This window comes from Flavobacterium panici (assembly GCF_024499525.1).
GTDB lineage: Bacteria > Bacteroidota > Bacteroidia > Flavobacteriales > Flavobacteriaceae > Flavobacterium > Flavobacterium panici.
Window position 1 is genome coordinate 1,034,349 of sequence record NZ_CP100437.1, and the last position, 15,019, is coordinate 1,049,367.

The window sequence follows — 15,019 nt, forward strand, 5'->3', positions numbered from 1 at the left end:
AGGCGAAGGGTCAAAGCTTATTTCACTTTTTTTGCCACAAAGGCGCAAAGACACAAAGCTTTATTCTTTTTTGCCACGAAGGCTCGAAGGCACAAAGTTTATTCTTTGTTTTTCCGTTCGATTATAATCTGAAAATTATCTTTATTTTTATCTACTTTGTTTTTTACAGGAAATCTGCTTATTCGCTCGCTCAAACGTAAAAAACTATAAAACCTTTCCGCTTTTGATAATTTCAAAAAATCGTCCTGCTGCTGTTTATTGCTTTCTTCTTTAGTTTGAAATCGGATTTCCATAATATCTTTGTTTTTTTGTGTTGCAACAAAGACACAAAGCTTTATATTTTTTTGCCACGAATTACACAAATTATCACAAATTTTAAATCTATAATCTGTGTAAATCCGTTTAATCAGCCAAATCTGCGGGCTATTTCTTCTTACTGAAAACTAAAATTAATGTTCTGAAATAACCTCCAGCTCTGTTCTGAAAGAAAGCATTTTATCTGCAAATAATTCTAAGGCTTCTCTATCAAATTTAGGCTGATCTTCTAAATAATACTTCTCTAAAGTATCTTTACTGTCTGTTGTATATTGTACAGAATACGTGATTCCGCCCATTTCTTCTTCAACTAAAACTTTTACAATTCTTGCTGATGAAAATTTTTGTGTTGCTAAAATCTCCGGTATGTGCTTTTCCTGCATCCATTTTAACCATTGATCGTGTGCGCTTTCGTGTATATTTGTAGTAACGTTGAAAATAATCATGTTTCTTAATTTTAGATATCAGATTTTAGATTTTAGATTCTCTGTAAAAGGTTAGAATCTAATTGAACTAAATCCAAAAATCACTTTTTTATAAATTCTTTCTTTGGAATTTGGAATTTAAATATTGGAATTTACAAATTCTTATCCCCTCTTAACTCGCGGTATTTTTTTCTGGCATCAACAAAGTAAATACTATCCTGATGGTTAAAAATTACCTTTTCATATAAAGGCTTGGCCTTTTCTACATCTTTTAATTCGTCGTTGTAAATTTCTGCTGAGAAAAACAATGCTTCATCTACATAAATTCCGTCGCTGTGATTGTCAATGATTTGCTGGTATTGGCTTAAAGCCGAAGTATAATCTTTCTGACTTTCATATATTTTACCTAAACGCAACAATGTTACAGCTTCGATTTCCTGCCCTTTAAAGGTTTTCAGGATGTTTTGAAAATGTGTAATTGCTTCTTGTTTTTTATTCTGATAAAGTAAAAAATCGCCTTTTGCAAATTGCTTTAAAGCTGTTTGAGTCGAATCGGCAACGGTATTATCATTTATCAGTAAGAAATATTCAAGAGCATCGTTGGCAATTAATTGTGTGTTTGCCGATTTTAATTCTTTAAACTGTTTTAAAGCCCATTCAAAATCGCCTTTGTAATAACTTGTTTTTGCTGCTTTTAAACTTGCTTCATGCGACATGACATCATTCTTTAAATCCAGCTGAATCTGCGAATAATAAATCAACGCCTGATTGAACTTTTCTTCTAAAAGCAAAATATCTCCCAGCTCCATCTTTGCATCAGCCTGTTGATAAGCGTTTAAATTTAATTCTAAAGCTCTTTTTACAACTGTTTTGGCTTCTTCTGTCTTTTTTAAATTAAAAGCCAGGAAATGTGCCTGAATTAATTGCAAAGATAAGGTAAAAGGATTTATTTCATAAGTTACCAGTAATTGCTGCAGTTCTGCTGTAATGGCCGGATAATCTTTTTCCTGTGCTTTATCAATTTTAATCTGCATTAAATTGGCATTGCTCTGAATCAGTAGATCTGTATCTTTTGTGTTTAGAAGAATAAAATTCAGAATTTCAGAAGCGGTGTCTGTGTCATCTTCATTTAAGGCAAACTGACTTAAGTTTACAATACTGATTAAAGATTCCGGTTCGCGTTTGTAAATGGCTTTTTCCTGAATAAAGGCTTTTCCAAATTCTTTTTGCTGTACATAAAACCAGCTTAAATAATGATTCCAGAAAACATCCTGATCTTTTTGCGTTCTTAAAATCAATGCTTTTCGCATAGCATCTTTAAAAGCCGTATTATCTGTTTCGCCGTTCATAAAACGGGATAACTGTGTTTGGATTAAATTAGCGTTTTGCTGGTTATTATAAGATTCTGTCAGCAAAAGATCTATCATTAAATCGGTTTTTCCTAACTGGCCGTACAACATTCCAATTTGAAAATTGAAATTATAATTCGGCTGAACCTGCATGGCGGTTTGATACGCTTTTAAGGCATATTCTAATAAAACCTTTTTCTCGAAAGCATTTCCAACTCCGTAAACATCATTGGGACTGGTTTTGATTTTATCGATTGCCTGTTCATAGTAATTTTTGGCTTTCGATTCGTTTTTCTGTAACTGGTAATTGTATCCCAATTCAACTAAAAAAACACCTTGTTTATAGGCATTGTAACGACTTAAAATTGTTTTTTCGGCAAGGTCAAATTGCTGCAATTGCTGATAACAATCTATCGTTCGTAAAAAGTATTGGGTATTTGATGGTGAGCTTCTTAAAAGATCTTCGTAAATGATTTTTGCTTTTTCAAAATCACCTTTGTCGTAGTAATTGTTTGCTAACTGTTCGTTTTGCGAAAATGCAAAACCAGACCACAACAAAACGATATAGATAAAGATGTTTTTCATATTTCAGTTTTTAAATGTGGCATTTTTAGTCTCAGTATTCAGTCACAGTTTACAGTCTCGGTAATCAATTCAGTTAAACTGAAAACTGAGACTGCGACTGTAAACTATATACTAAAGTTAGTCAATTATATCAAATCCGCAGTAAGGACGTAAAACTTCTGGAATTACAATTCCTTCCGGCGTTTGGTAATTTTCTAAAATTCCGGCTAAAACTCTAGGCAATGCTAATGAACTTCCGTTTAATGTATGTGCCAATTGGTTTTTCCCGTCTTTGTCTTTAAAACGTAATTTCAAGCGGTTTGCCTGAAAAGTTTCAAAGTTAGAAACTGAACTAATTTCTAACCAGCGATCCTGCGCCGTAGAAAATACTTCAAAATCATAAGTCAAGGCTGATGTGAAACCCATATCGCCTCCACAAAGACGTAAAACTCTGTATGGTAATTTTAATTCTTTCAGAATATCTTTTACATGTTCGACCATTCCGTCAAGCGCTGCGTATGAATTATCCGGATGTTCGATACGTACGATTTCTACTTTATCAAATTGATGTAAACGGTTTAATCCGCGAACGTGCGCTCCGTAAGAACCTGCTTCACGACGGAAACATGGCGTATAAGCCGTATGTAAAACCGGCAATTCGCTCTCGTTTAAAATAACATCACGGAATAAATTCGTAACCGGAACCTCAGCCGTTGGGATTAAATATAAATCGTCAATTGTTGAATGGTACATTTGCCCTTCTTTATCTGGCAATTGTCCTGTTCCGTATCCTGAAGCTTCGTTAACCAAATGCGGAACCTGAACTTCGTTATATCCTGCTGCTGTGTTTTTATCTAAAAAATAGTTGATTAACGCACGCTGCAAACGAGCTCCTTTTCCTTTGTAAACAGGAAATCCTGCTCCGGTAATTTTTACACCCAATTCAAAATCGATGATGTCGTATTTTTTCACCAATTCCCAGTGCGGTTGTGCGCCTTCATGCAAAACCGGAATATCACCTTCATGAAAAACATTCAAATTGTCATCTGGAGTTTTTCCTTCAGGTACAATATCTGCCGGAAGATTTGGCAAAGTGTATAATTTATTGGTTAACTCAACTGCTAAAGCTTCTGCTTTTTCGCCAAGTTCTTTGCTTTTTTCTTTTAATGAAACGGTTTTTTCTTTTAAGATGGCAGCTTTAGATTTCTCACCCGCTTTCATTAATTCGCCTATATCTTTGGACAATTTATTAGATTCAGCTAAAGTATTATCTAATTCCACCTGAGTTGCACGACGATTTTCGTCTAATTGCACCACCTCTTCAACAACGCTTTTAGCATCGATATTTCGTTTTGCTAAAGCCTTGATTACTTTTTCCTGATTTTCTCTAATAAATGCGATTTGTAACATAGCTTGATTTTTATAACTATTGTATTTTTTAATAACGGAAGCAAATTTAAGGAAATGTTTGCTAAGATTACGTACAAAGTTTAGTCTAAAGTTATTTCGGGGATTTCGCAGAGACACAAGGAGTTGGCGCAAAGATGCACAGAGTGTTTTTGTTTTTAAATGAAGTTTTTAGAATAGATTTATTCTTTGATCAGCTTAAAAGTTTCTACAGCATCTCCTACTGTAGTTTTCAAAATATAAAATCCGGAATCAAGACTAATGATGTTTATAGTTCCGTCGCTGGTTTTTCCTTTTAAAACTGATTTTGATTCGAAATTAAAGAATTCAAAATCAAAGTTTTTAGCATCGAAGTTTTCTATCGAAATGGTTGTCTGCACTGGATTTGGCGAAACAGAAGGTTTCTTTTTAACTGATTTTTCTAATGGCTGTTTATTACAGGCACTTTCTAAAAGCGAATCCAGGTCATTTTCATCGTATACCAAAGTGTAATGAAGTTCTTTTGCTTTTTGAAATAATTGGCAGGCATCATCATATTTTTTCTTGTCGAGATAAATTATTCCAAGATTTTTCATTGCATACGAATTGTTTTTATCCATTTCTAATGCAGCTTCTAAATCAGCAATTCCTTTTTTAGATTCTCCCAGTTTGTGATAAAGTAGACCTCGGGTTGTTTTTAAATCTCTTCCACCCTTTATATTTCCTTTGTCATATTGAAAAGCTTTTTCGATATTTTCAAATGCTTTTTCATACTCGCCTTCATCACTCAATAACCTGGCAAGTGCCCAATATGCTTGGGCATGATCTGGTTTTTCTTTTATAATTTTCTCTAAATAATAGCGCGCTAAATCATACGACTTTCGTTTTTGCAACAATGTTGCAAAGTTGTATAAAATGCGATAATCCGTAGGTGCGTTATTGATTGCTTTAAAATAATAGTTATACGCAAAACCTTCCATTTCGAGCGTGGCGTATACACTTCCCATTCGGTCATAAAGTTTACTTCGAAAGACTGCGGTTTTCTTTTGTGCAGAATCTGACTCTACTACTTTTTTGTTTTTCGGGTCTTTGTCGATGGCAAATTCAACCTTTTTTAAATCTTCAATTGCCAAAGTATTATTGCCAAGACTTACTCCTAAAACACCTCGATTATACAAATCGTTAATAGTTGTTGGATTAAAATTCGTTCTTGCATTAATATCTGTCAGCATCTTTAAAGCTTTTTTGACTGATTCTTCACGGTCTTTATTAAACGGAAGTTTATGATCTGTTCTGCCCGTCATTTTTCCGTGTGCAAAATTCCAGGTTACAAGTTTTTCGCCTTGATAATTATACTGAAAACAATCGCCATCTTTTAATCCGTCTTTATCAAAATAGAAAACTTCGTTGATCTTTCCGCTTGGATAATAGGTTTTAGAACTGTCTTGCTTTTTATCTGCACCGAACCAAATTTCGACCGAAACTACTTTATCATCATAATAATAGCGCGTAACATTATCTGCGGCCTCTTTTTGTTTTTCCTGAGCCAGCAAGAAAAAAGGCCAAATGAGTACAACAAAAAAGATTTTTTTTGACATGTTTTGTTTCAATTGAATGCGAATTTACAAAAACCGATTTCGATCGTCTTTTTTAAACGAATAAGTTTTTCCGTCAAATTTCAGTTTTTGGAATTCTTTTTTGACTTTTAGGTCGCTTTTTTGCTGAATGTCGTTTTCTAAATCTTCTTCGGCCGCGTCTTCATAAGTATAGATTTTTGAAACTAATAAATCATAAAAACCGCTTGTTTGCGAGGCAGAAAGACTAATTCCGGTTTCTAAGGTTTCTATTTGATACGTTCCTCCTCCGTTTGAATCTCCGTTTGCGGAGCGAATTGGGTATTCGTATAAAACTTTCCTGATTCTGTTTCCATCAAAAGTAACGATGGTAAATTTTTCTTCAGAATACATTACAACTCTGCTGTTTGAATATACTTCTGTGCTAAAAGCTATGGCCGGAGTTTTGTCATTCAACTGTAATACATTATTCAAAATATAGGTTTTGGCAACTCTTAAACCTTCATTTTCGTAATAACCGAGATTTTTATCGGTCTCTTCTGTCAGAATTTTTCCGTCTTCATTATTAACAAAAACGAATTTTCTTTCGTAGTAATTGCCTAAATCTTCTTCGCCCGACTTTGTTTTGTTTTTCTTAATAACACAAATCACAAAAAAGGTTGTTTCGTTGTTGTAGCGAATTGAACTTACATCTTCAATTTTAATATCGGAATATTTGATGTTTAGGTTTTCGGCGGTTTTTTTGAGCAGGCTCAAATTGAGTTCTTCGGAAGGAACAATGTCTTCACTTTTTCTAAAAAGAAGCTGTTCTGCTGGTTTTGGGTTTTCAGACTGAACGGCTAACGATGGGGCGTTTTCGTCAATGATCTGTTTTTCATTTTTTCCACAGGAATATAGAAATAGAAAAATGCCACTGAGAATTAAGTAGGTTTTAATTTTCATTGGTGTTGATTTTAAAATTAGGGGCTATCAAATATAAAATATTCTTAGTTAGCTTTTTAATTAAAATCAAAAATTTAATAAAATTGATAAATTATTTATATTCTACTAATAATTCTCTTAATTCATTGCTTTTTAAAAACACAGCAAATCGTCCTGCCAAAAGCAGCATATCTCTTTCTTCGGGCCTGATTCGGAGTTTTGTTTCAATGTGTGAGGTGTATTCATACATTAACAGAGTTTCTCCGGCTGTAAATTCTGAAAATTTATCTTTTTGAAGTGTTGCAGCGATTATCTCACCGTCTTTGTTTTTTCTGAATGCGCTTTCACCGAATTTGTTTACAATATCTGTTTTAAATTCAGTATATAATTTAAACCAGCCGGCAGCATCGTCATTTGTGGTTTTTAATTCTGTTATCAGTTCTTCGTACTTTTCATCTTTTTGCATTTTTTGCAAATGATTTCGAATGGTAGTAAAACCAATAACCTGATAATTTTTTACCGGAATTTTATAGCGCTCAAAAGTGTTTTCTACGTCTCTGTCAAAAGTTATGTAACGGGTTTGAACAGTATAAAGTGAAGCCGTTTCAAAAAGGGAAAGCAGTCCAATTTTCGTATCGTTGATATATGGTGTTTTTTTACCTTGTCCGAGACAATCAATAAAAAGCGCTTTTTTGTTTTTATCATCAACAGTAGTATCGGCATGGAGCAACTCAACCAAAGTTTTATAACCTGTATTATCTGAAGCGCCGCCATCAATAATACATAAAATTTTATCCTGATTTTTAATCCCGAATTTCACCTTTGGGAGAACGCCCGGAAAAGCAGAACTTGCCGTAATTCCGTAAGTTACCGGAAAATTGTAACCGTCGTTTATTTTGTTTTGATTCAAAACAAGATCAGCTTTATTGGGCGCGAGTGATTCATCTATAGCTAATCCTTTAATGATATGCGGCATAAACGGAATGCGTTCGCCGTTATTAAAAGCGGTTCCGTTGGCAACAAACATAGGCAGCGAAGGTTCTGATTTACTTTCCTTTGGAACAAAAAAATCAGACAAAAGCATTTGAGTATCAAATTTATCTTTGTTGTCAGGATTCGTCACATCATATTGCAAAATATCGGCATCAATACGCTGCGACATCGATATTTTATCGCCTTTTTCATTTCGGCTGTTGTTTAAAAGCGATAAAATATTGGCCGATTTATCTACATAATCTTTGAAGGCATCAGCTTTTGAAAAGTAAAATTCGTTGAAGGAACAATTGTCGTGATGCAGTTTGTTTTTTAAAACGGTTAAATAATATCCCGCCGAAAAACAACCGCCAGAAACTGTTGAATAATAATCTATTTCATTTAAAAAATTGCGTTGCAAGTAATTCTCGTCAATTTCTTCCAGTCCGAGAAGAACGCCCATACTAAAAAATTGTGCTCGAGAGCCTCCGCCAGAAATCCCAATTCCGAGTGCAATATGCGGGTTTTGAAATTTTTGATCTCTTTCCTGAACCGATTTATAATCCGATAAAGAAACAGCGGGAATCGAACTGTAATTGATCTCTGAAAAAAGGTTGATTTTATTTTGAGAAAATCCTTTGTCTAAAAAAACAAGAAACAACATTGCCAGCTGCAGTCTTTTAATTTTCATGCTAAATTCTTTTAATTAATATTGTTTATTCAACATTAAACAATCTGACTATATACTAGAGTTCGTAGAGAATATACGGAACTAAATTTAAACCAATTAATTCAGAAAGAAGTGTTTACGTGGAAAAAAGTTTATTCCACAAAGCTGCACGGAGATTTTTCGCAGAGATTCGCAAAGAATATTTAAAGTAGTGTGAATTAATCTCGCAAAGTCGCGAAGTCGCAGAGAAATAAAACTTTGCGACTTCGCGACTTTGCGAGATTAAAACATAAAACCTTAGCGAATCTCTGCGAATAAACTTTGTGAATCTTTGCGGCAGAAAAAACTACGCACGTTTAATCTCGTGCCCAACATATTCCTCTAAATCCGCAAACATTTCGTCTACAGAAAGTACTTCAAAATCGGGATGATTTTTTAAGAAATTGGCGTTTAGTTCGGCTAGATTTTCTTCTAATTCAAAAAAAGTGTCATTGTTCAATGAATCACGAATTGGATTTACGCCTTCTAATTTCGCTTTCAGGAATTTACCAAGCTTGATATTGCTTATTAATTTCACTTTTTTGCTTTGCTCCAGAAACAATTCTAAGTGTTTTTCGGCACCAATTAAAGCCAAACCTTCTTCAATAAGTTCGTTTAGTTCCTTGTTCCAGCCTGAATTGTAGACAAACTGCGAAAAATTTCCTTCGGTATATTGTGAATAGTAATAATCGAGATAGTAACTCGTCAAGGCGTCTTCGTGAATAAATTCGTCGTCTACACCTTCTTCGCGCATTAAATTAATTACCGAAATATTAGAGTGAATAACATCTTGCGGATTTTCACTTTTCATTGCTGTTTCAGAAACTATTATTCTACCGAATTCCTCCATTTGGGTTTTGTTTTGAGATTTGTTTTTGCTGAGATCAAGATCTTCGCCGTTATTTTTTTCATTTATTTTAGCTGTTAAAGCCTTTAATCTTTTAGCCTGAGCTTCTTTTTCGAAGCTTCGCCTTTTTTCTGTTCAGCAACTTAGTGTGCAAGGCCTTATTTTTGGTATTTTTTTCGGGTCCCTTTGCCATGATTTGTATTATTTAATTTTTCAAAATAAAAAAAGCAGTAAATACAAATTTACTGCTTTTCTTAAAGACTATATTATTCTCTGGAATTTTTCAACACTAAAACTACTTTGATTTCGGGATAATGGCTGCATATAATTCGATAAAATCAAATGGCAAAACCTTCGGCATGATAAATGTAATAATGTGATTTTTAACATTTAACCAAAAACCACCAAAATCATGAAAAACACTATTTACAAAAGTTTACTTCTTTCTCTTTTGATCACCAATATCTGGTCAGTCGTTATATTTTTTATTTACTATTTTGATAGTCCCGGTCTTTTTAGTGGCTTTAGAACACTTGGAATTTATTTATGGAGTTGTTGGATTAGTTCCGGATTAGGCGTATTAATTCTTTTGTTTTCATTTTTAAAGATTTGGAAATCAAACCAATCAAAAGTTTTTTTTCTAATACTATTTGATTGGCTTAATATTTTCTTTTCAATAACACTTGTTTTAACAACTTGCTTTGAAATAATGGCATACGAAGGCATCGCTGAACTTTATCTTTTTGCTAACTTTATTATTTCAATTGTAATTTTCTTTCGTGCAAGAAGAATAATCAGCAGAACTATATGAACCTCCCAAAAAAACTAACTCTATTTTTCCTTTTAGGAATTCTCTCCATTTTAGCAGGAATAACTTATGCCATAATCCTGATAACAGGAAATTCAGCGCAAGATGGTTTATTGGGAATTTATATTTTATTCGGTTTGATTCCTGTTTTTCTAGTTATATTGATAGATCGGTTATTGGTTAGAAAGTTTGGAAATCAAAAAGTCAATAAAGTTCAATTCTCTTTTCTGTTATTTATTATACTTTTATGGATTGTTAGATTTATTGCTAATTTGTAAACAATATTAACCAATCCACATGACCCCAACCTTCTTCCCAACCCAGGAAAAATTTAGAGAATGGTTAGAAAAGCATTATCAAAAAGAAACCGAACTTATAGTTGGTTTCTATAGAGTGAGCACCAAAAAACCATCTATGACCTGGTCAGAATCTGTAGATCAGGCACTTTGTTTTGGCTGGATTGACGGCATTCGAAGAACTATTGACGAGGAAAGTTATACGATTAGATTTACGCCAAGAAAAAAGTCGAGTATTTGGAGTGTTATAAACATTAAAAAAGTCGAAGTGCTCACAAAAGCCGGATTGATGAAAGAAGCTGGAATAAAAGCTTTCGAACACAGATCTGAAGAAAGATCTAAAATTTACTCGCATGAAAATGAAGCGTACGTTCTCGATCCTGAGTTCGAAAAGCAATTTAAAGCTAATGAAACAGCTTGGGAATATTTCAGCAATCAGGCGCCATCATACAAAAAAGTAATAATTCACGTAATTATGAGCGCCAAACAAGAAAAAACCAAACTTGCAAGATTAGAAAAAGCAATAAAATTTAGTGCCGAAGGAAAGCGAATGTTGTAAAATAATAAAAACCTATTTTACCAACAGTTCAACCCGAAATTTTGAATTTTGAAAGTGAGCTTGTTTTAATAAAATAACTATAAAAATGGGTATTTTTCCTGTAGGTTAATTACAATAATAAACCGTAATTTTATTGCCTCAAAAAAAATAAAAGAAATAAAGAATGGAAGGAAGAAAAGCATTAGAATATTACGTTTTAGATGTATTTTCAAACGAAAGCTACAAGGGGAATCCACTTTCTGTGGTTTTTACCGATGGTAATTTAAAATTAGAAACCTATAAGGATATTTCTAAAGAATTTGGCTATTCTGAAACCTCTTTTGTCTATTATTCTACAACCGAAAAAGCGCTGACTGTTCGTTCATTTACTCCAACCGGAATTGAAATCGATGGTGCAGGACATAACTTATTAGGCGCTGTCTGCGGTGCTTTGTTAAAAGGAATGCCCATTTTTGAAGAACAAAACGAAAGTGAACCTTTTGTAATTATGAAACGTTCCCCAATTCCGTTAACGGTAAGTTTTGATCCGGTTACTTTTTATCCTGTTGTTCAAATGCATCAAAAATCGGCAGTTATCAAACAAGAAATTCCAACTTATAGAATTGCGGTAGCCCTCGGTTTAAAAATTGAAGACTTAGATGTGAATTCTTTTGTGCCAACAATAGTTAAAACAGAAGTTGCACACACAATGGTTCCCATAAAAAACAGTCAATTACTTAATAGCTGTGTTCCAGATAATCAACTCTTAATCGAAATCTCAAAAGAATATAATTTTGAAGGTTTTTATTGTTTCACCATTGCCGATGAAGGTCAGGAACATATAGTCGAAACGAGATTTTTTAACCCAATAATCGGGATATTTGAAGATCCGGCAACGGGAACAGCTGCTGGCCCGTTAATTGGCTTTTTAACACAAAAGAAATTCACTAAATCTGAGAAAGAGTATAAAATTCTTCAAGGCGTAAAATTAAAACAAGCGTCAATGATCGAAGTAATGAATCGGGAAGAAGATATTTTAGTAGGTGGTTCTTCGATTATTACGATGAAGGGGGAACTTTATATATAAAAAATGATCAAAGATTTACTTAAAGCTATATCTGAAAAAGCAATTAAATACGAGGATTTTAATTTTACGCCTGAACAAATTGAAAACAATTGGCTTGGAACTATTTCTGTTACACAAGAACAAATAAATAAAACTGAAAATAAACTTGGGATAAAATTACCGGAAGATTATGTTGAATTTTTAAAAATAACGGATGGTTTTTCAGCTCCAAATGATATTGAACCAAGTTTTGAATCAATTGAAAATATTGACTATTTAAAAAATATTGAACCGTTTGCAATTGAAGCATATTCATATCTGCCAGAATTAAAAAACGCTATTCTTATTGCAGGTATAGGCGAAGAACAATATTTCTTATTACTTCCACCAGAATTAAAAGATGACGATTGGAAATATTGGAAATTTTCTAATTGGTTTCCGGGGGAATATCCTTATCAAAATCTAAAAGAATATTTTGAAGACGTTCTTCAATTTATAGTCGAAAATCACGAACCATAAAAAAAGCTGCATCTAGAAAATGCAGCTTTTTTTATATTCCAAACTAAGTAAAAATTTAGTTCGTTTTCATTGGCGGTAAATCAAACGCAACAGAATCATGTTCGAAATTGTTTCTGTGTCCTCCATCGCAAAATGGTTTGTTATTAGATAATCCGCAACGGCAAAGCCCAAGTGCAGATCTTCCTTGTAAACCGTAAAGTACTCCTTCTGGATCCATGATTTCAAAATCACCTTCTATTTTGATCGATCCGTTTTTATTAATGATTAATTTTGTCTTGCTCATAAACTTGTTTTTTTGTTTTTTTTCGGAAAGCAAAGATTGCGAAATAAATCTTGAAGATTTTACTTGTAATGCTAGTTTAAACTGGTTCTATTTTATGGGGTTTTGCCGCAGAGATTCGCCGAGTTTTTTATTTTTTGAATCTCGCAAAGTCGCAGAGACGCAAAGTTTTGTTTCACGCAGATTGCGCAGATTTAAGTAAAAATCCTTTTAATCCTTTTAATCTGTGGCTAAAATTAAAAAACTTTGCGTCTCTGCGACTTTGCGAGATTATTTCGCCACAACAACAAAAATCTTTGTGAATCTCTGCGAAAACTCTCTGTGAATCTCCGTGTAATAACAAAATCTCAATTCTATTGCTTATTTTTGCACTCAATAAAATTGAGTTATGATACAAAATCCAAAGAGATATACTATTACTGCGGCATTGCCTTATACAAACGGACCAATCCACATTGGCCATTTGGCGGGGGTTTACGTGCCTGCCGATATATATTCGAGATATTTGCGTTTGCAAAATAAAGATGTTGCTTTTATCTGCGGAAGCGATGAACACGGTGTTGCAATTTCGATGAAAGCAAAAAAAGAAGGAATTACACCACAAGAAGTTATAGATAAATATGACGGAATTATTCGCAAATCATTTTCTGATTTCGGAATTTCATTCGATAATTATTCAAGAACTTCGGCAAAAGTTCATCATGATACAGCATCGGAATTCTTTAGGACTTTGTATGATAAAGGTGATTTTATTGAAGAAGTAACGGAGCAATTGTATGATGCAAAAGCAAATCAGTTTCTTGCAGATCGCTTTGTGGTAGGAACTTGCCCAAGATGCGGTAATGATGGAGCTTATGGAGATCAATGTGAAAATTGCGGATCTACTTTGAATGCGACTGATTTGATTAACCCGAAATCAACAATTACAGGAGAAACTCCAATTTTAAAAGAAACAAAACACTGGTTTTTACCTTTAGACCGTTATTCTGATTTTTTAACAGAATGGATTTTGGTTGGACATAAAAACGACTGGAAACCTAATGTTTACGGACAAGTTAAATCCTGGATCGACGGCGGACTTGAGCCTCGTGCCGTAACGCGCGACCTTGATTGGGGAATTGATGTTCCGGTTGAAGGTGCCGAAGGAAAAAAATTATATGTTTGGTTTGATGCGCCTATCGGGTATATTTCTTCTACGAAAGAATGGGCAGCACGCGAAGGAAAAGACTGGGAACCGTATTGGAAAGATAAAGACACGAAACTGGTTCACTTTATTGGGAAAGACAATATTGTTTTTCACTGTATCATTTTCCCTGCAATGCTTAAAGCCGAAGGAAGCTATATTTTACCAGACAACGTTCCGGCAAATGAGTTCCTGAATTTAGAAGGAAATAAACTTTCGACTTCAAAAAACTGGGCGGTTTGGTTACATGAATATTTAGAAGATTTCCCAGAGAAACAAGATGTTTTGCGTTACGCTTTAACATCAAACGCTCCGGAAACAAAAGATAACGATTTTACCTGGAAAGATTTCCAAGCTAGAAATAACAATGAATTAGTTGCCATTTTTGGAAACTTCATTAATCGTGTTGTGGTTTTAACTAACAAATATTACGAAGGTGTTATTCCAACCCCAAATGAGTTTTCAGAAATTGACGAAGCAACTTTAGCAGAATTAAAAGCGTATCCGGCGGTTATTTCAAGTTCTGTTGAGCGTTACAGATTCCGTGAAGCTTTAGGTGAATTGATGAATATTGCCCGTTTAGGAAACAAATATCTTGCTGATGAAGAGCCTTGGAAAGTTATGAAAGATAATCCGGAACGTGTAAAAACTCAAATGTATGTTGCACTTCAAATTGCTGCTGCATTGAGCGTTTTGTCTGAACCGTTTTTACCTTTTACAGCGGCTAAATTGTCAAGAATTCTGAAAAATGAAGGTCAATTAAAATGGAATGACGTTGCTGAAAATTCAGAATTAATTGCAGAAGGACACAAAATTGGTGAAGCAGAATTGCTTTTCGCAAAAATAGAAGACGAAGAAATACAAAAACAAATAGATAAATTGGAAGCTACAAAAACTGCTAATCTTGCTGAAAACAAACAAGCTGAACCACAAAAAGATTTAATTCAGTTTGATGATTTTGCCAAAATGGATATTCGTATTGGAACTATTCTTGAGGCCGAAAAAATGCCAAAAGCAAACAAACTTTTGGTTCTTAAAGTTGATACAGGAATTGACGTTCGCACAATTGTTTCGGGAATTGCCGAGAGTTTTTCTCCAGAAGAAATCATCGGAAAACGTGTTTCTGTTTTAGCTAATTTAGCACCAAGAGCTTTACGCGGAGTTGAAAGTCAGGGAATGATTTTAATGACAACAAATACCGAAGGAAAATTAGTTTTTGTAAACCCTGATGCTGATGCGCCAAATGGAGCTACTGTAAATTAATTTA

General features: G+C 33.9%; 15 protein-coding genes. 6 read left to right on the forward strand and 9 right to left on the reverse strand.

Translation table 11 applies throughout. The features are described 5' to 3' along the window. Positions 1-98: 98 nt before the first annotated feature. The 8 genes from NLJ00_RS04675 to NLJ00_RS04710 form a co-directional block, all read right to left on the reverse strand. Positions 99-293, reverse strand: a complete 195-nt coding sequence (locus NLJ00_RS04675) for a hypothetical protein (protein WP_053473065.1) — start codon at positions 291-293, stop codon at positions 99-101. A gap of 156 nt (positions 294-449) precedes the next feature. Then, positions 450-761 carry a DUF4286 family protein gene (locus NLJ00_RS04680; RefSeq protein ID WP_053473066.1) on the reverse strand — a complete coding sequence of 104 codons (312 nt, stop codon included), beginning with the start codon at positions 759-761 and terminating at the stop codon, positions 450-452. 131 nt (positions 762-892) lie between these two features. Then, positions 893-2,674 (reverse strand): tetratricopeptide repeat protein, encoded by a 1,782-nt coding sequence (locus tag NLJ00_RS04685; RefSeq protein WP_256636402.1) that lies wholly within the window; start codon positions 2,672-2,674, stop codon positions 893-895. Positions 2,675-2,791: 117 nt separating this feature from the next. Next, a complete protein-coding gene (gene serS, locus NLJ00_RS04690) occupies positions 2,792-4,063 on the reverse strand; it encodes a serine--tRNA ligase (protein WP_256636403.1) in 1,272 nt (423 codons plus the stop codon). Positions 4,064-4,242: 179 nt separating this feature from the next. Beyond that, positions 4,243-5,637 (reverse strand): tetratricopeptide repeat protein, encoded by a 1,395-nt coding sequence (locus tag NLJ00_RS04695; protein WP_256636404.1) that lies wholly within the window; start codon positions 5,635-5,637, stop codon positions 4,243-4,245. 24 nt (positions 5,638-5,661) lie between these two features. Continuing rightward, a complete protein-coding gene (locus NLJ00_RS04700; protein WP_256636405.1) occupies positions 5,662-6,555 on the reverse strand; it encodes a hypothetical protein in 894 nt (297 codons plus the stop codon). A gap of 91 nt (positions 6,556-6,646) precedes the next feature. Further along, the gene (locus NLJ00_RS04705; RefSeq protein WP_256636406.1) at positions 6,647-8,197 is read right to left on the reverse strand and encodes a patatin-like phospholipase family protein; all 1,551 of its coding nucleotides are present in this window, start codon (positions 8,195-8,197) and stop codon (positions 6,647-6,649) included. A gap of 325 nt (positions 8,198-8,522) precedes the next feature. Beyond that, complete coding sequence (locus NLJ00_RS04710; RefSeq protein WP_256637458.1) at positions 8,523-9,065, reverse strand: DMP19 family protein; 543 nt, start codon at positions 9,063-9,065, stop codon at positions 8,523-8,525. Between the two features lie 409 nt (positions 9,066-9,474). Here NLJ00_RS04710 and NLJ00_RS04715 point away from each other — a divergent pair, with 409 nt between their 5' ends. The 5 genes from NLJ00_RS04715 (at position 9,475) to NLJ00_RS04735 (ending at position 12,289) form a co-directional block, all read left to right on the forward strand. Then, positions 9,475-9,873 carry a hypothetical protein gene (locus NLJ00_RS04715; protein WP_256636407.1) on the forward strand — a complete coding sequence of 133 codons (399 nt, stop codon included), beginning with the start codon at positions 9,475-9,477 and terminating at the stop codon, positions 9,871-9,873. Further along, a complete protein-coding gene (locus NLJ00_RS04720; RefSeq protein WP_256636408.1) occupies positions 9,870-10,148 on the forward strand; it encodes a hypothetical protein in 279 nt (92 codons plus the stop codon). Before NLJ00_RS04715 ends, NLJ00_RS04720 begins: the two co-directional genes overlap by 4 nt. A 19-nt stretch (positions 10,149-10,167) precedes the next feature. Then, positions 10,168-10,725 (forward strand): YdeI/OmpD-associated family protein, encoded by a 558-nt coding sequence (locus NLJ00_RS04725; RefSeq protein WP_256636409.1) that lies wholly within the window; start codon positions 10,168-10,170, stop codon positions 10,723-10,725. A gap of 163 nt (positions 10,726-10,888) precedes the next feature. After that, on the forward strand, positions 10,889-11,791 hold the full coding sequence (locus tag NLJ00_RS04730) for a PhzF family phenazine biosynthesis protein (RefSeq protein WP_256636410.1): 903 nt from the start codon (positions 10,889-10,891) through the stop codon (positions 11,789-11,791). Between the two features lie 3 nt (positions 11,792-11,794). Continuing rightward, positions 11,795-12,289: an SMI1/KNR4 family protein gene (locus NLJ00_RS04735; protein ID WP_256636411.1), complete on the forward strand. Its 495-nt coding sequence runs from the start codon at positions 11,795-11,797 to the stop codon at positions 12,287-12,289. Between the two features lie 55 nt (positions 12,290-12,344). On the opposite strand, the gene NLJ00_RS04740 is transcribed toward NLJ00_RS04735, so the two are convergent. Beyond that, entirely contained in the window at positions 12,345-12,572 is a 228-nt protein-coding gene (locus tag NLJ00_RS04740) for a CDGSH iron-sulfur domain-containing protein (RefSeq protein ID WP_035632488.1), read from the reverse strand. 385 nt (positions 12,573-12,957) lie between these two features. On the opposite strand from NLJ00_RS04740, the gene metG reads away from it, so the two are divergent. Then, positions 12,958-15,015 (forward strand): methionine--tRNA ligase, encoded by a 2,058-nt coding sequence (gene metG, locus NLJ00_RS04745; RefSeq protein WP_256636412.1) that lies wholly within the window; start codon positions 12,958-12,960, stop codon positions 15,013-15,015. The last annotated feature ends 4 nt before the right edge of the window (positions 15,016-15,019 follow it).